The 16391-nt window shown below is 64.1% G+C and carries 15 protein-coding genes; 8 read left to right on the top strand and 7 right to left on the bottom strand.

What is annotated here, in order from left to right; all coding sequences use genetic code 11:
* Window positions 1-5 precede the first annotated feature (5 nt).
* Both ACQ86A_RS18260 and ACQ86A_RS18255 read right to left on the bottom strand, forming a co-directional pair.
* On the bottom strand, window positions 6-1817 hold the full coding sequence (locus tag ACQ86A_RS18260) for a right-handed parallel beta-helix repeat-containing protein (protein ID WP_431278335.1): 1812 nt from the start codon (window positions 1815-1817) through the stop codon (window positions 6-8).
* 85 nt (window positions 1818-1902) lie between these two features.
* Window positions 1903-2622 (bottom strand): FadR/GntR family transcriptional regulator, encoded by a 720-nt coding sequence (locus tag ACQ86A_RS18255; protein ID WP_431278334.1) that lies wholly within the window; start codon window positions 2620-2622, stop codon window positions 1903-1905.
* A 118-nt stretch (window positions 2623-2740) separates the two neighbouring features.
* Here ACQ86A_RS18255 and ACQ86A_RS18250 point away from each other — a divergent pair, with 118 nt between their 5' ends.
* The 8 genes from ACQ86A_RS18250 to ACQ86A_RS18215 all read left to right on the top strand — a co-directional run bounded on the left by ACQ86A_RS18250 (window position 2741) and on the right by ACQ86A_RS18215 (window position 11885).
* Complete coding sequence (locus tag ACQ86A_RS18250; protein ID WP_431278333.1) at window positions 2741-3895, top strand: enolase C-terminal domain-like protein; 1155 nt, start codon at window positions 2741-2743, stop codon at window positions 3893-3895.
* A gap of 28 nt (window positions 3896-3923) precedes the next feature.
* A complete protein-coding gene (locus ACQ86A_RS18245) occupies window positions 3924-4952 on the top strand; it encodes an ABC transporter substrate-binding protein (protein WP_431278332.1) in 1029 nt (342 codons plus the stop codon).
* Between the two features lie 108 nt (window positions 4953-5060).
* Complete coding sequence (locus ACQ86A_RS18240) at window positions 5061-5261, top strand: hypothetical protein (protein WP_431278331.1); 201 nt, start codon at window positions 5061-5063, stop codon at window positions 5259-5261.
* A gap of 10 nt (window positions 5262-5271) precedes the next feature.
* On the top strand, window positions 5272-6213 hold the full coding sequence (locus ACQ86A_RS18235; protein ID WP_431278330.1) for a carbohydrate ABC transporter permease: 942 nt from the start codon (window positions 5272-5274) through the stop codon (window positions 6211-6213).
* Entirely contained in the window at window positions 6210-7124 is a 915-nt protein-coding gene (locus tag ACQ86A_RS18230) for a carbohydrate ABC transporter permease (protein WP_431278329.1), read from the top strand. The genes ACQ86A_RS18235 and ACQ86A_RS18230 overlap by 4 nt, the downstream gene beginning before the upstream one ends.
* Window positions 7121-10060, top strand: a complete 2940-nt coding sequence (locus tag ACQ86A_RS18225) for a glycoside hydrolase family 2 TIM barrel-domain containing protein (RefSeq protein ID WP_431278328.1) — start codon at window positions 7121-7123, stop codon at window positions 10058-10060. Before ACQ86A_RS18230 ends, ACQ86A_RS18225 begins: the two co-directional genes overlap by 4 nt.
* Complete coding sequence (locus ACQ86A_RS18220) at window positions 10057-10923, top strand: amidohydrolase family protein (protein WP_431278327.1); 867 nt, start codon at window positions 10057-10059, stop codon at window positions 10921-10923. Before ACQ86A_RS18225 ends, ACQ86A_RS18220 begins: the two co-directional genes overlap by 4 nt.
* Window positions 10920-11885 carry an aldo/keto reductase gene (locus ACQ86A_RS18215; protein WP_431278326.1) on the top strand — a complete coding sequence of 322 codons (966 nt, stop codon included), beginning with the start codon at window positions 10920-10922 and terminating at the stop codon, window positions 11883-11885. Before ACQ86A_RS18220 ends, ACQ86A_RS18215 begins: the two co-directional genes overlap by 4 nt.
* On the opposite strand, the gene ACQ86A_RS18210 is transcribed toward ACQ86A_RS18215, so the two are convergent.
* The 5 genes from ACQ86A_RS18210 to ACQ86A_RS18190 are packed head-to-tail and all read right to left on the bottom strand — an operon-like array spanning window position 11882 to window position 16374.
* On the bottom strand, window positions 11882-12631 hold the full coding sequence (locus ACQ86A_RS18210; protein WP_431278325.1) for an SDR family NAD(P)-dependent oxidoreductase: 750 nt from the start codon (window positions 12629-12631) through the stop codon (window positions 11882-11884). The two genes, ACQ86A_RS18215 and ACQ86A_RS18210, sit on opposite strands and share 4 nt — an antisense overlap.
* Window positions 12628-13491 (bottom strand): fumarylacetoacetate hydrolase family protein, encoded by an 864-nt coding sequence (locus tag ACQ86A_RS18205; RefSeq protein WP_431278324.1) that lies wholly within the window; start codon window positions 13489-13491, stop codon window positions 12628-12630. The genes ACQ86A_RS18210 and ACQ86A_RS18205 overlap by 4 nt, the downstream gene beginning before the upstream one ends.
* A complete protein-coding gene (locus tag ACQ86A_RS18200) occupies window positions 13488-14264 on the bottom strand; it encodes a sugar phosphate isomerase/epimerase family protein (RefSeq protein ID WP_431278323.1) in 777 nt (258 codons plus the stop codon). The genes ACQ86A_RS18205 and ACQ86A_RS18200 overlap by 4 nt, the downstream gene beginning before the upstream one ends.
* Window positions 14261-15517 (bottom strand): sialidase family protein, encoded by a 1257-nt coding sequence (locus tag ACQ86A_RS18195; protein ID WP_431278322.1) that lies wholly within the window; start codon window positions 15515-15517, stop codon window positions 14261-14263. The genes ACQ86A_RS18200 and ACQ86A_RS18195 overlap by 4 nt, the downstream gene beginning before the upstream one ends.
* On the bottom strand, window positions 15505-16374 hold the full coding sequence (locus tag ACQ86A_RS18190) for an alpha/beta hydrolase (RefSeq protein WP_431278321.1): 870 nt from the start codon (window positions 16372-16374) through the stop codon (window positions 15505-15507). Before ACQ86A_RS18190 ends, ACQ86A_RS18195 begins: the two co-directional genes overlap by 13 nt.
* Window positions 16375-16391 lie beyond the last annotated feature (17 nt).

Raw genomic sequence — 16391 nt, 5'->3', positions numbered from 1 at the left:
GACGGTCAGGGGAGTACGCCGGCATTGTCGATCACGGCTTGCGCGTCGACAGGCCACGCAGATCCGGTGACCGCGGTGTTTCCTGACACTGTGTTGAGAGTGCCGATCGTTCCCAACGCGGAGTTGTACCAGTTGTCCGTGATGTAGTTGTCATGGTTCGGCGGGTTGTAAGCAAAGAACGACGCGGTAACGTTGTCGATCACGTTCCCTTCCACGGTCTTGCCAGTGCTGCCGTTGTCGAGATAGATACCCGCAACGTTGTACGGGCCGGCCCAGCTGGAGCGGAGCGTGTTCGACACGTAGTTGCCGGAGATCGTCGTCCCGGCCATCTTTCCCAGCGTGTAGATGTCGGCGCCATCATCTAGCAGCGTCATGACGTTGCTGATCCGGTTTCCACTGATGGTGTTGTAGTTGCTGGCGCCGGTGTCGCCGTCATTCCAAGACCAGCCCATGCTGATGCCTGAGTAGCGCCCGTTGCTGATGTCGTTGTGGGATAGCGTCGAGTTGTTGATGAACGTAGTCAGGATTCCTGCTGCGTCCGAATAGTCCCGGCCGACGTAGCTCACGGTGTTGTTCGTGACCGTCTGGTTCTCCGAGGTGCGACGAGCCGCTGTTCCGGAGTCGAAGTAGATGCCTCCCGCAGCCGTATCCGTCACGGTGTTGTGATCGACGGTGATCCCGGACGTGTTGCCGAAGACCAACAGGCCCTGGGCGCCGGTGTCCCTGATGGTGTTGTTCTCGAACGTGGAGTTGGTCACGTTGGTCATCTGCACGGCGCCCGGGATCGTCGAGTTCCCGTTTGTCGTCAGCTCGATCGCCGCTTGGCCGGTGACATAGCCGAACTGGTTCGGCTGGGTCCAGTTGGTGTGTTGGAACGTCAAGCCTTTCACGGTGATGTTAGTCATCGGGTTGGTGATCGACGCACCGTAAAGCTGCATCGTGGTCTGCCCGCGGGGAACGATGACCTGCCCGTCAGCGGGGGCGAGGCCGTTTGCCGGCTTGTAGTACAGCGTGTGCGGCGTGCTCGAAGTATCGAGGTACCACTCGCCTGCTGCGTCGATGAAGTCGTACGAGTTCTCCAGGAAGTAGTAGCTCGTCGGCTGGGGGAACGACCCGAAGAGTGTGTTCGACGATTCGGGTGACATGAAGGAGACCTCGGACTGTCCCGGAGTGCTTGTGGCGGCAACCGAGTCGATGCGCAGGTGCTTATCTCGCCAGTTGTCCAGCTTCACCATTTCGACCCCGCTGTACGATGAGATCGACGGGAGATCCGCTGTCGGGACCGTGACGGTCGACGTGTTCGTCGACGTCACAGTGAGGTATGGGCCGGCGGTCGCTGCGTCCGTGACGTTCGGATAGCGGGCTCGGATACCCCGTGTGCTGCCGTCGTAGATCTGGCGGAAGTCGAGCGCTCCGACTGAGGCCTGATAGATGCCGGCAGTCGCGTCGTGGAGCGTCCATCCCGTCACGGCCTGACCGGAATCCAAGATCGGGGGATTGCTGTCGTAGTTCTCGTAGGTCAGCGAATGGCCGTTAAGTGGCTGATCCGTCATGTCGAGGTTCAGCGTGTACGTCATCCAGTAGGTGCCCCCAAAGAGGTGCACGACGATGTCGTCGGTACCGATGGCGGCGACGGCGCGAGCGTTCGTCTTCGCCTGGTAGATCGAGCAGGGGGCGACGACGGTGCACGCGGTCCCCGTACCCCCAGGCGAGGCGTAGATGTCCGTGACCGTAGTGGCCTCGGCGGCGGTGGGCAGGAGGAGCGACGCTGCGACGGCGAGCGAAATCGTCCCCGCAGTAATGAGTCTTTTGCGCATTCGAACTCCTAGCTTCAGTGATAGGTGTGTCGAAACGTATTACGTTTGACGACTCCTGTCAAATGACTAGGAAAGGCGCAACGCCTCAGGCGGGTTCTCTCCGCAAGAGCCACTGAGTCGAAATGTGTTCCGCCATGCACTCGGCGGCGGCCTCCGCGTCGCCCACTTGCAGCAGTTCGCGAATTCGTCTGTGCTGAGCGTTCGACTCGCGGTAGTAGTGCGACGGGACGGTACCCAGAAAACTGACCTCGCGGGCCTCCGAGACCAGCAGCGTCACCACTGTTCGCGCGATCTCGTTGCCGGATGCGCGATGGATCACGCCGTGGAATGCCGAGTCCGCCATTCGGAGCGCGAGGGGATCGAGGTCGGAGTCCATGGTCCGTAGGTGGCCCTCCATCTCCGCGTAGTCGGCTTCGGAGAGCTGGGATGCCGCGCGCCGGACCATGTCGGATTCGAGGTCGCGTCTGAGGGCGATGACGTCGTGCTTGAGCTGCGGCTCGGTGTCGCGTTCCAGAAGCAGCGGTAGGACGGACGGATCCAGGAGGTTCCACTCCGACCGGGGGCGGACCGTCGTTCCGTCGCCCTGTCGGACCCGCACGAGCCCCTTCTGCTCGAGCACTTTCACGGCCTCTCGGATGACGGGGCGGCTCACCTCGAATGCGTCGCAAAGCGCCGGCTCGGTAGGAAGGGTCGTTCCAGGCTTGATGTCGCCATTGACAATCTGTCCGATCAGATCGCGCACCACGCTCTGGCTCAGGCGCAGTGGGCGGCCTCGGGACGTCACCAGGCTCGTGGTGTCACTCATCATCGGCTCCTTCGGGGTTCGTCGCGAATTCACGAATAGTTTACGCTGTCGATTGACAACATTCGTCAAACGTAATACGTTTACGGAACCAGTCATCCCATCGACCGATTGTGGATCAATGAAGATTACCCACGTTGAGACCTTCCGCGTGAACACGCCTGACGGTGTGCCGTTCCATTGGCGCGGCGGACTGCCGTCGAGTGCCGGAGGCGGGCCGCGCGCGGTTCTGCGCGTAGGCACTGACGCGGGCATTGAGGGTGTCGCGTTCGCGCCGCGTGCTGGGAGCGCTGCGCCCCTCGAGGACGTTGTCGAGCGGTTGCTGCGTGCCGAGCTCATCGGCCAGGACCCGCTTCAAAGAGAGTGGCTCTGGCACCGCATGTGGGAACTGGACAGGATCGAGGAATTCCCGCTCCCGATCCTCGGGATCGTGGACGTGGCGCTCTGGGACCTCGCCGGACGCTACTACGGCTCCCCGGTGTGGGAGGTCGGCGGTGCCTTTCGCACATCGATCCCTGCCTACGCGTCGACGTCGACGTTCGACAGCGTCGCCGAGTTCCTCGACGTCGCCGATCAGGCCCTGGACCTGGGGTACCGCGCAATCAAGCTCCACGCGTGGGGAGATGCGGCTCGCGATGCAGCCCTCTGCCTCGCGCTGCGTGATCATGTCGGGCCCGAGATCGACCTCATGTACGACGGCTCGGCGGGGTTCGACCTGCCGGACGCGATCCGACTCGGCCGGGCGCTCTCGGACGCCGACTACCTCTGGTACGAAGAGCCGATGCGAGAGTTCAGCGTGAGCGCCTACGCCCAGCTCGCGAAGAGCGTGAGCGTGCCGCTGCTGGTCGCCGAGACCTCGGATGGAGCGCACATGAACTCGGGCGACTTCATCCGGGCGGGTGCCGCGACGTTCGGCGTGCGGGCGAGCGCAGCCCTTCGCGGCGGGATCACCGGATCGCTGCGCACGGCCCACCTCGCGGACGCCTTCCGCTTGAGGGCGGAGGTGCATGGCTCGGACCTGCCGAACCAGCACCTTGCCATGATGATCTCGAACACCAGCTACTACGAGTCGCTGGTCACCACGAACCCGGTGCGGAGGGAGTCCATCGTGACTGCGGACGGGCTGGTCCATGCGCCGCGCACGCCGGGGATCGGCCTGCCCGTAGGCCTGGACTACCCGGCGGCGCTGGAGACTTACATCGAACGCGAGCGTCGCACGGATGCGCTCGACGTCGCCCTCGGCGACCCTTTGCTCGACCCGACCCTCGCACTATGAACCCCCAACAATCACGAAAGGAACGACGATGACGTCACCCGAAAGTCGACGCCGAACGATCAAGGCGGTGGTCGCCGCAGCAGCGATCGCCGTGACGCTGGCCGGTTGCGCGAGCGCGAGCGCGCCTGCAGCCACCAGTGGCAGCTTCAAGGAGGCGAAGCAAGACAAGAACTCCACGATCACGGTCTGGGCGGACTCCTCGCGACTGCCGACCGTTCAGAAATACCAGGAAGAGAACCCGCACGTGAAGATGAAGATCGTCACGTACGACGGCGCTCCCGGGACGCTTCAAACCAAGGTCGCACTGTTCGACCGTGCCGGCAGCGGTTGGCCGGACGTCGTATTCACGACGGCGATGAGCGGGATCGAGACCTCGACCTCCGGCAAGACGCCGTTTGCCGCGCCGCTCGACCAGGGCATCTTCCCCCAGAGCAAGATCGACGGCTTCGCGAAGGGGTCTCTCGACCCCTGCACGGTGAACGGCCGCCTGTACTGCATCCGGAACGACGTCGCCCAGAATGTCTTCTGGTACAACAAAACGCTATTCGACCAGTTCGGCTATTCGGTACCTAAGACGTGGGAGGACCTGCAGGATCTCTCGGACAAGGTCGCCAAAGACCACCCGGGATACGTCCTGGGGACCGTAGGCGACAACAACGCTCCGCTGGTGTACTTCTGGGCGAGCGAGTGCCCGGCTAACACGCTGGACGGCAAGACGTTCTCCTCTGACACGTCCTCGCAGAAGTGCACCCGCGTGGCCAACCTGCTCGACCACATGATCGCCAACGGCACCGTTGTGACCGACGGAGTGTTCAGCGGTGCCGCGTACACCCAAAAGTACAGCGACAAGACGCTCGCTCTCGTGGGTCCGTCCTGGTACGGCAAGTACGTCTTCGACGCCGCTCTGAAGGTCCCCTCCGGACAGATGGCGGCGGCCGCACCCTCACCTGGGCGAACGACGGCACGAAGTCCACCGGCAACGTCGGTGGCGGACTGTGGTGGATCTCATCGCACAGCAAGAACCTCGCAGCGTCCTCGAAGCTCGTCCAGTGGCTGACGACCTCGAACGCTGCGCAGGCGTCCGCGCCGACCTACCCCGCTTACGCGCCGGCCGCGAAGGCGGTGGCTCGCCAACCCGGAGAACACGAGCTACTTCGCGAACGACGTGGCTCCAGCCTTCACAAAGGCGGCGGGGAGCATCTGGTCAGGATGGTCCCAGACCAGCCGCGTCAACCAGCAGACGATCTGGGCTAACACGATCCTTCCCGAGCTAGTTGCGAAGAAGACCGTGCTTTCCACCCTCCCGACCTGGCAGGCTCAGGCAGAGCAGCTCGCCGGCACGGTCGGATACACAGTAAAGAAGTGAGATTGTAGAAATGTCAACTCTCAACACTCAGGCTCGCCCTGCAGTTGTGACGGTTGGCCAGTCGAAGCCGGGTCGTCGCGTCGCGCGGCGATCCGGCTTGGCCGGCTACGGCTTCGTATCGCTGTATGCGATCCTGCTGACAGTGTTCGGCGTCCTGCCGACCTTCTATGCCATCTACTTGGCGTTGACCAACGCGGACGGTCAATTCGTCGGCCTCGGTCAGTTCATCCGCACGGCGCAGGACTTCCGTTTCCCCCTGGCCTTTCTGAACGCCGCCGGATACGTTGTGATCTGGCTGGTCGTCCTTCTGGTCATGACGATCGGACTTGCCCTCATCCTGCATCAGCGAGCCCGCGCGGTGTCGTCCGCGTTCCGGTTCGTCTTCTATCTCCCTGGCGCACTCGTCGGCGTGGCTGGCATCCTGGTCTGGCTATTCATGCTTGACCCAGCCGTCAGCCCGGCGTCCGGGCTCCTCAACGCGCTTGGATTCACCAGCTTCACTGCGGTCATCGCGCCTGGCAACCTGGCGACGATCTTCGTGATCATGGCGTTCTGGACGGGCGCCGGTGGGTGGATCGTCGTCATGTACGGGGCCCTCAACAACATCCCGCTGGAGATCATGGACGCGGCGCGCGTCGATGGCGCGTCCACGTGGCAGATCGCGTGGCGCATTCAAATCCCAATGATCAAGCAGTGGATCGCGTACATGGCGATCCTCGCGTTCGCCGGCGGCACGCAGATCTTCGCGGAGCCTCAGCTCGTGTACAACGCGAGCGGCAGCGGGATCAATCCGACCTGGTCGCCCAACCAGCTCGCGTACTCGTACGCATTCGACAACAACGATTTCAACGGTGCCGCAGCAATCTCGCTGTACTTGCTCGTGATCGGCCTAGTAGCGGCGGCGCTCATCGTTTCTCGTACCGGGCTCTTCAGCACGAAGGATGACGCATGACCTACGCTCACGAAGCCCGCGGAAGACGCGGCACAGGTATCGCCGGGAAGGCTGTGTCCCGAACGCTCATATGGGTGTTGCTGCTCTTCATGCTCATCTTCTTCGTCGTTCCGGTGATCTGGCTCGTCGTCACGCCGACCAAGGTCGACTCGTCGCTCGCCCACACCAACCCGCTGGCGTTCGGCTCCTTCGAGAACGTCGTCGCCGCGTGGAATCACCTGGCGGCGTTCCAAGACGGCGCCATTTGGGTGTGGTTGAGGAACTCGGCCTTCTATTCAATCGCAGCGCTCCTGCTCACCGTGATCGCGAGCGTTCCCGCCGGTTACGCACTCGCCATGACCCGCTTCCGCGGCAGGAGGATCCTCCTCAGCCTCACGCTTCTTGTGATGCTCATGCCCGGGTCGGCGCTCGTTCTCCCGATCTACCTGGAGCTCAGCAGCGTCCACCTGACAGGCACTCCGTTGTCCGTGATCCTGCCGTTCTCGTTCTACCCGTTCGGCGTCTACCTGACCTATATCTACTACTCCACGAGCGTGCCGAAGAACCTGCTCGACGCTGCACGCATCGACGGGTGCTCCGAGTGGGACGTCTTCCGGCGGATCGCAGTCCCCCTCGCGAAGCCGATCATCGCCCTGCTGGCGTTCTTCAGCTTCGTCGCCAACTGGAACAACTACTTCGTTCCGCTCGTGATGCTGGCCAAGAACGACGACTACCCGATCCAACTCGGCCTTCAGGAGCTGCTTTCGTCCACCCCCGCGTTCAACCCGGCCGTCGGCGGCGCGCAGCTGGACATCAACCGACCCGAGTTGGCGCTCGCAGTGATCCTCGCCGTCCTTCCAGTGCTCGTCCTGTTCTTATTCTCCCAACGGACCCTGGTCGCCGGCATGCTCGCAGGCTCGTCCAAAGAATGAGCGATAAGCCTGTCGCGGACGACCTGACGAACGCCGGACCCGGCTGGGGGGCCCTCGCCCCGCGCGCGCGATTCACGACGACGCTGCCCAGTATGAGCCTGAACGGAACATGGAGCTTCGCCTGGTGGCCGTCACGCGTTGATGCGCCGGCAGACGTGTGGACTCATGCCGAGACGTACTCGAGCTGGGAGTCGATACCCGTCCCGTCGTCGTGGTCGATGCCGATCCACGGGTACGGCGCGCCGAATTACACCAATCGTCGCTATCCGTTCCCGCTCACGCCTCCGTTCCCGCCCGATGCCAATCCGACAGCCGATCATCTGCTGAGGTTCGATGTCGAGCCCGAGTTCCTCCGGGGCGCTCGACTCCGTTTCGATGGCATCGACTCGGCCGGCGAGGTCTGGTTCAACGGGCAGTGCTTGGGAACGACGCGGGGGAGCAGGCTCCCGAGCGAATTCGACGTCAGCCCGCTCCTTCGACAGACTGACAACGTCCTGCTCGTCCGCGTCTCGCAGTATTCGGCCGCGAGCTATCTCGAAGACCAGGACATGTGGTGGCTTCCAGGAATCTTCCGTGATGTCACCCTCTTGTCGACGCCGCCTGGCGCCGTGGAGGACGTCTTCGTGCGAACGGCGTTCTCCGACGGGCATGGACTCATCAGCGTCGATGTCTCGGGTGCAGACGGGAGCCGGATCGACGCGGAGTCGACGATCGCCGAACTGAAAACGGTCAACCTAACGGGCGACCTGATGGATATCGGTCCAGTACGCGGGTGGTCCGCCGAGACGCCGCGGCTCTACGAACTCACCGTCACCACGGCGCATGAGACGATCTCGATTCCCATCGGTTTCCGCACGGTCGAGGTGGTCGATGCCGAGCTGCGCCTGAATGGCCGGCCGATCGTGCTGAAGGGGGTGAACCGCCACGAGCATCACCCGGACTTCGGCCGGGCCGTGCCGCGCGAGGTCGTGGTCGACGAGCTGAAACTGATGAAGCAGCACAACATCAACGCGATCCGCACTTCGCACTATCCGCCGCGCCCCGACATGCTCGACCTCGCCGACGAACTCGGCTTCTATGTCATCGACGAGTGCGATTTCGAGACCCACGGTTTCCAGCTCGCCGACTGGCGAGCGAACCCCACGGATGATCCCGCCTACCGGGATGCGCTGGTGGACCGGATGTCGCGGATGATCGAGCGCGACAAGAATCACCCATCCATCATCATGTGGTCTCTGGGAAACGAAGCCGGCACCGGGACGAACATCGAAGCGATGGCCGCAGCAGCACGCTCGCGCGACGCTTCGCGCCTCATCCACTATGAAGGAGAGTGGGCGAGCACGCAGGTAGACGTCTACTCCCGGATGTACGCGACGCACCAGGAGGTCGAACTGATCGGCCGCTTCGAAGAGCCGCCGCTCGAAGAGATTGACGCCGACGCGCATCGGAGGACTCTGCCGTTTGTGCTCTGCGAATATGTCCACGCCATGGGGAACGGCCCAGGCGGATTGACGGAGTACCAGGAGCTCTTCGAACGGTATCCACGACTCGCCGGTGGGTTCGTCTGGGAATGGCTCGAGCACGGGATCAGGCGGTCTCCCGACGACGCCGGCTTCGCCTATGGCGGCGACTTCGGTGAGGTCGTCCACGACGGCAACTTCGTGATCGACGGGTTGGTGTCGGCCGATCGCCGCCCACGTCCGGGCCTCCTCGACTTCAAGAAGGTCATCGAGCCGATCCGCATGACGATCGACGACTCCTGGGGTCGCCTCTCGATCGTCAATATGCACGATTTCGTCGACCTCTCGACATTCGATGTCGAGTGGCGAGTCGATACGATCGATGGCACTGTCGTTCGCGGCTCGCTCCCGCCAATTGAGTGTCCGCCGCACGAGTCCACCACGATTCCCATCCCGCGCGGCGAGGAGATGCACCGGATCTGGGCGGACAGCGCCACCATGATCATGTCGGTCGTCACGCGACACGCCACCGCATGGTGCTCCGCCGGTCACGAGATCGCGTGGGCGCAGTCCCGGCACCCGAACTCGCCCGGCCACCCGACACCGGCCGCCGCCGCGATCATCGCCACGTCTTCACCCGACGGCAAGCTGCGACTCGGAGCCGGCGAGTTCGATCTGCAAACGGGTGAACTGGTCCTCCTTGGCGGAATCCCAGTGAGCGGTCCCGAGCTTCAGCTGTGGCGGGCTCCTACGGACAACGATCGAGGCAAGGGCGACCGACGCCGGCCCGTGCCTTCGGACATACGTTGGAGGGAAGACGGCCTCGATCGGCTCGTGCAGCGCCGCGCATCCACAGTGATCGAACAGGATCGAATCGACGTCGAATACATGGTGGCCGCACCGGGAGATGACCGCGAGATCGCGTTCGACTTGAGCTGGACCTGTCGCGATGACGGCCGTCTCGCGCTGGATGTGCGCGTCAGACCGGATGAGGGGTGGACGGGCACCTGGCCGAGGATCGGAGTCGTCATGGTCTTCGCCCACGAGTTCACGACGTCGAGCTGGGTGGGCTCCGGGCCTGGACCGAAGTATCCCGATACCGGGCAGGCGACCCGATGGGGCAGGCACACGCTGAGCGTGTCCGAACTCTCGACGCCCTATGTCCGGCCGCAGGAGAACGGTTCGCGAGCCGATGTCACCGCGGTGAGCTTGGACGATGGTCGCCGATCGCTTCTCATCGAGGGCCGCGCATTCAGCTTTTCGGCCCGGCACTGGTCGACCGCCGATCTGACACGGATCGACCACGTCGACCTTCTCGCCCCAGACGGGAACACGTACGTCGAGCTGGACTTCGCTCAGCACGGGATCGGAACCGCCGCGTGCGGACCCGGGCCGCTGAGCGCGTATGACCTGGAACCGCACGCTGTCGAGGCGCGGATCCTGATCAGCGCTTCCGACATAGGAGCCTCGGCGTGAGCCAGAATCCCGACCGGGTAATCGTGGATGCGCATCAGCATCTCTGGGAGCTGTCTCGTACCCCGCAGCCGTGGATTGAGCCCGTCATGATGCCGGAGCTTGCCCGAGACTTCGGGCCTGTACAACACCGCGAACTCCTCCTGTCCGCAGGCATCGAAAGCGCGATCCTCGTCCAGACGGTGAACACCGAGGAAGAGACGGCATGGCTGCTCGATGTCGCCGCGCAGGTGGGCGCCGCGGGTGTCGTGGGATGGGTCGATCTCGTAGGTACTGACGTCGGTCGCCAAATCGCGGATCTCCGTGCCCGGCAAGGAGGCGCCAAGCTGGTCGGAGTGCGTCACTTGACCCATCTCGAACCCGACACCGGCTGGCTGGAACGCGACGACGTCAGGCGAGGTATCGCAGCGGTCGGCAGGGCTGGCCTCCCAGTGGAATTGGTCGTCAACGCCAGGCAGCTTCCGTTTATCCCCGATCTGGTTCAGGCGCTGCCCGATGTGCAGTTCGTGCTCGATCATCTCGGCTACCCGCCGGTTGATGCAGCCGCGCTGGACACGTGGGAGCACCTTCTTGTCTCCATTGCCGCCGCCGAGAACACGGCTGCCAAGTTCTCGGGGCTCCGGCTGTCCGCCCTGCAGGGATCGGCTCACGAGATCCACGGCCGGCGGATCCGCGACGTGGCGTTGTTGAGCTTCGGCCCCGCCCGTCTCATGTGGGGGTCGGACTGGCCTCTCGTCCTGCGCGATGGTTCCTATGCGCAGTGGTTGATGATCGCCTCTGAACTCATGTGCGATCTCTCGCCGCGCGAGGCGGAGCGGTTCTGGGCTGGCACGGCTGTTGAGATCTATCAGGTGGGGGATCCATGAAGGCGCGCCATCTCCATGGCACCGAAATCGTCCTCACCGAGGTGGGGTTCGGTTCAGCTTCGCTCGGCAACCTTCGAACGACTGTTTCGGAAGACGACGCTCGCCGTGCGGTCGACGCTGCCTGGGAGGGCGGTGTGCGCTATTTCGACACAGCGCCGCATTACGGACTCGGTCTCGCCGAAGAACGCCTTGGGCGTGCGCTGGCGCCGTACCCGCGCTCCGAGTATGTGCTCTCGACGAAGGTCGGCAGGCTCTTGGCCCCTAATGCGCACCCGCAGGGGCGAGACACGGAGGGATTCGATGTTCCCGACGATCGCGTACGCGTCTGGGACTTCTCTCCGGACGGCATTCGTCAGTCACTTCAGCAGAGCCTTGAGCGACTCCGCGTCGAGCACATCGATATCGCCTTCGCGCACGACCCCGACCAGCACCACCCTGCGGCCCTTGCGGAAGCGATAGACACTTTGAACAGCCTCGTGGCGCACGGGACGATCCGCGCGGCGGGACCGGGAACCAACTCGTCAGAAGCCACTGTCGAAGGATTCGCTCAAGGAGCAACGACGGCGATGCTGGCAGGCCGCTACACGCTGCTCGATCAATCGGCCGGTGCTGCAGCGCTCCCCGAAGCACAACGCAATGGCCGCTCGATCATCGCGGCCGGAGCGTTCAACTCGGGGATACTGGCGACCGACGTCCCGGATGAGGCAGCCACCTTCGAATACCTCCCTGCGTCGGGCGACGTAAGGCGCAGAGTGGCGGCCCTCGGGCCCCTTTGCACGTCATTCGGCATCACGGTACCCGCCGCGGCGATTGCCTTCCCGTTGACGTCTCCTCACGTTGCGAGCGTCGTGCTCGGGATGCGGAACACGACCGAAGTCCGGCGCAACCTCGACCTGTACGAGCGTGGGGTCGACGCCGACTTCTGGTCGGCCTGGATGACCGAGGGTTCGAACGAAGGCTAGGCGGGGCGCACGCGCAACGTGTGGACGCCGCCATCCACCTCGAGCGCGGTCCCTGTCGTCGATCCGGACGACGGGCTCGCAAGATAGGCGATCGCCGACGCGACCTCCTCCGGCGTAACCATCCTGCCGGTCGCCTGGCGTGCGTCCAAAGCGGCGCGCTCGGCGACCGGGTCAGGGAAGGACCTCAGCATCCGGTCGACGAACGGCGTGCTGACCGTGCCGGGACTCACACAGTTGACACGGACGCCTTCGCGAACGTGATCGGCCGCCATCGCGTAGGTCAGGGCGAGCACGGCCCCTTTCGACGCGCCGTAGAGCGCGCGACGTGGGAGCCCGTTCAATGCCGCTATCGAGCAGACATTGACGATGGTGGCAGCGGGTGAGCGCCGCAGCAGCGGGAGGGCGAGCGCCGACGTTCGCGCCATGCCGACAACGTTGATATCGAGCACGCGCGACCACTCGTCGTCGTCGTTCTCCTCGACCGTGCCTACCGCGCTGATTCCGGCGTTGTTGATGAGGATGTCGAGTCGACCGAACTGGTTTTCGACTCGTGCGAACGCCTGAGATAGAGATGTACGCGACGTCACATCGGCCGAGAAGCCGATGAGCGGAGGCTCGACGGAGGTGCCGTCCAGGTCGAGTACTGCCACCTCTGCACCGCGTTCAGCGAGATGAATCGCCGTGGCGAGCCCGATGCCGGAGGCGCCGCCGGTCACCGCGGCGACCAACCCGTTGAACTCGCTCATGCGTTTCTCGCAAATTTGGTATCGATGAAAACGTTCCGAGCTCTTCCGAGCCCCTCGATCTCGAGCTCGACGACATCGCCGGCCCGAAGATATGGCTGGTCAGGAAGGCCGAGCGCGACTCCGGCCGGGGTGCCCGTGTTGATCAGGTCACCCGGCCGAAGGACCATGAACTGGCTCAGATACCAGACGATATGATTCACGCCAAAGACCATTTGCGACGTCGAACCGTTCTGTCTTTCTGAACCGTTGACCCAGAGCCGAAGACCCAGGGCTTGCGGGTCGGGGACCTCGTCATGTGTGACCAGAACCGGTCCCAGCGGGTTGAATGTGTCGCAGCTCTTTCCTTTGTCCCACTGGCCCCCTCGTTCGAGTTGGTACTCGCGTTCCGAGACGTCGTGAGACAGCACGTAGCCCACGATGACGTCGGCTGCGTGGTCGGGCGACGCGAGGTACCGGGCCTCTGCACCGATGACGACGCCGAGTTCGACCTCCCAATCGGTTTTGGTCGAGCCGGGCGGAATCAGGACGTCGTCGTGTGGTCCGACGATCGTGCCGGGGTCCTTCATGAAGACCACCGGCTCCTCGGGTGTCGCCATTCCGCTCTCTGCGGCGTGGTCTGCATAGTTCACCCCGATGCAGATGATCTTGCTCGGCGGGCCGATTGGGGCGCCGATCCGGCCTCCTGGAGGCTGAATCTCGCGCAGGTCGCCGTTGCGGAAATGTGTCCGGGCGGTATCGACTCCCGCTGCGAGGAAAGCTCCGTCGATGTCGTCGGTGATCTTCCTCAGGTCGAACCAGCGGCCGTCGTCCCAGAGCGCGGGGATTTCCGACCCTGGGGCACCGATTCTCCCGAATCTCATGAAGCGCTCCAGCCGTGGTCCTCGAGGAATCGCAGGCTCTCGGCGAGAGCGTCGAAGACATCACCGCCGGCGTATCCGTCCATCTCGACGATGCCCAGCGCACGGGGAGCTGCGGCCAGGATTTCCGCAACCGGCATCAGGCCTGCGCCGAGCGGGAGCTGCTCCGCGCCGACTTTGGTCAACGGGCCGTCCTTCACGTGCAGGTACCGCACGCGATCGCCGAGCTCCGTCAACAGCTCAATGACATTCACGCCCCCGACGGCAGCCCAGTACGTGTCGACCTCGAGCACGACCCGAGGATCCAGCCTGTGCGCGAATCCCAGGAACGCGGGCTCGTCGCCCCGCAGGTTCTCGAATTCGTAGGAGTGATTGTGATAGCCGACGGTGAGTCCGTAGGCCCGCGCTTGGTCGGCGGCGTCGTTCAGGGTGTCGGCGAGGCGGAGAGAGTAGTCCGGGTCGCTCCATGACGCAGCGGCGCTGCTCGGATTGATGACCGTGGTCAGGCCGAGCGTGGAGGCGGCATCGAAGATCCGCGTCCAGTCCAGATGCAGGAACGGGGCGTGTCCTACCGGCGCGCGCACAGTGGACCGAGCGAGCGCGTCCGCGAATCGAGCAGGCTGATCGACGAAGTCGTACAGCTCGACCTCGTGGTAGCCGATATCCGCGAGGCGGTCGAGTGTCGCTTCCAGACCCTGTGCCACGGCGTCGCGGACGGTGAACAGCTGAACGGCCGCGCGCCTGGTCGACCCGATCAGCCGATCCTGTGCGGTCATCCGATCACTCCGAGCGTGAACTTCTTGTCCGGGACGGCAGGGTCGACGATCTCGAGCGCCGAGAGCTCCGCAGTGGTGATGCGGCGTCCGAGGAGGAAGAACTTCCGGTCCGGGTACCACAGCACGATCCCGTCCTCGGTCTCGGTGACGGAGCTGTAGAGCGACATCCCTTCGCGGATGAGCTTCACGCCCCCGCTGTCCATGAAGTAGAACGGATCGGAGAACCACACGGGCTGCTCGGCCCCTGCCCTGAAGCGGCCGCGCGCAAGGCAGATCGGGCGGCGATGCGGCTCCCAGTCGGCCGGGACGAATCGCTGGAAGTGCCCATCGTGGTTGTGATAGAAGAACGCGTACTCCTCGTCGGGTCCCGCGTAGATCGGGCATGGGCTGAGCGGGTGAGGCATCACGGGACCGTCGTCGTGCTGGAGGAGCGGACGTGGCTGGGACCAGCTCCGGCCCGCATCCGAGGACTGCGACCAGAACGGGCTGCCCGCGTTGGAACGCATGACGCAGAAGAGTCGTCCGTCAGGAAGCGGGACGATGCTCGGCTCTTGGAGGACGTGCCCGTCTAGGCGCAGGGCGTGCTCGTTCGTCGAGAAGGCCTCGACCTGCAGGTCTTGCGGCTCGGGGTGCAGGTCGACATTCGGGAAGCGAAGGAACTCGACAACAGACCCGACGCGGTCCTCGCCTAGGGCCGGACTGATCCATCGAGTGAGACCGACGAAGTGCTTGCCGTCGGAGACGCGCGTGGGCTTCTGCCACACGATGCAGTTCGAAGGCACCGCCGGATCGGGGTTGTCCCAGATCGAGCGTGGCAGGTCGAGCGTGGCAGCCTGCGACCATGTCTCACCGAGGTCGTCGGAGTAGATCGCCGTCATCACGCCGGTGGTGTGCGTGTAGATGTCGTTGACGCCCGTGTGCCGGCTGAAAACGACGTAGATGCGCCCGCGCTCGGAGACGAGCGGGAACCCCCAGCTCGCCATTCCTGTGCCGGTAGCCGCGTCGGGACCCGCAATGGTCCTAGCCTCCGACCAGGTTTCGCCCTCGTCTTGGCTTCGCGCGAATACGATGTGCTGGTCGTCGGCTCCCTCGATGCTGCTCTGGGTCCAGACGGCGATCAGCCCACCGCCAGGGATCTTCTCGACGAGGAAGTGCTCGTTCCCGGTGGTCGCTCCCGTCGGATCGGTGCTCGCGGGCGCGAAGACCGTGTAGTCGGGTCTCGTGCGTTTGATCTCCGTGGTCAAGTCGGGCATGTGCCGTCCATTCGATGTGTTCGCGTTCGGTTCTTCTTACACAGTTCGCCTTCGGTGACGAGCCACCGCGAGATCTCGTCGACCGCAGCGTGGAAGTCAGCGGAATCCTGCTCGTCGAGGAATCCATGGAGAGCACCGGGGAGCTCCGTCAGCACGTGAGGGACCCCGAGCTGGGCGAGCGACGCGGCGAGACTTCGTCCCGAGTAGCGGACAGTGTCGAGCTCCGCGGTGACTATGAGAGTGCTTGGAAGGGCAGAGAGCGCTGTCGATCGACCGGGTACGGCTCCAGCCGGAACGCGGGTGAGATCCGTTCCCGTGTACGCCTCGAACATGGACCGCAACGATCGAGTGGAGATCAGAGTGCGCTCCGGAATCTGCTCCGCGAGCTGTGGATCCTGTGGGATGTCCCACTCGAGCACCGGGTAGACGAGTGCTAGCCCGACGGGTCGGAGCTCCTCATTTCGCACAGCCAGCGCCACCGCGGCGGCGAGGTTTCCGCCGGCGCTCGCACCACCAATACGGAGCTGGTGCGGGTCCAAGCGATAACCCTGGCCCTTATCGAGCAGCCAATGCCAGACGTATTCGAGCTCGATCAACTGCGTTGGATACCGGGCGGTCGCGGACGCGAGCGCGTAGTCCACGCAGACCACGGCGTGGCCCGACAGCGATGAGACCTCGCGAGCGACGAGATCGGACTCGACCATATCGAGGGATCCGTGGCGAAACCCGCCTCCGTGGAGCCAGATCAGCGAGGCAAAATCCATCGCGTCACCCTCGGGATAGTAGATACGCACTTCTACGTCTCGCCCGCCCACATCGAGTACGACTCTCGTGTACGGGCTGCTGCTTCGGGCCATCCGACTTCCTCTGAGCG

It is taken from the genome of Leifsonia poae (assembly GCF_050632195.1).
Lineage (GTDB): Bacteria > Actinomycetota > Actinomycetes > Actinomycetales > Microbacteriaceae > Leifsonia > Leifsonia poae_C.
The sequence above is the reverse complement of the archived record's forward strand: the minus strand, read 5'-3'. Positions and strand labels throughout refer to the sequence as shown.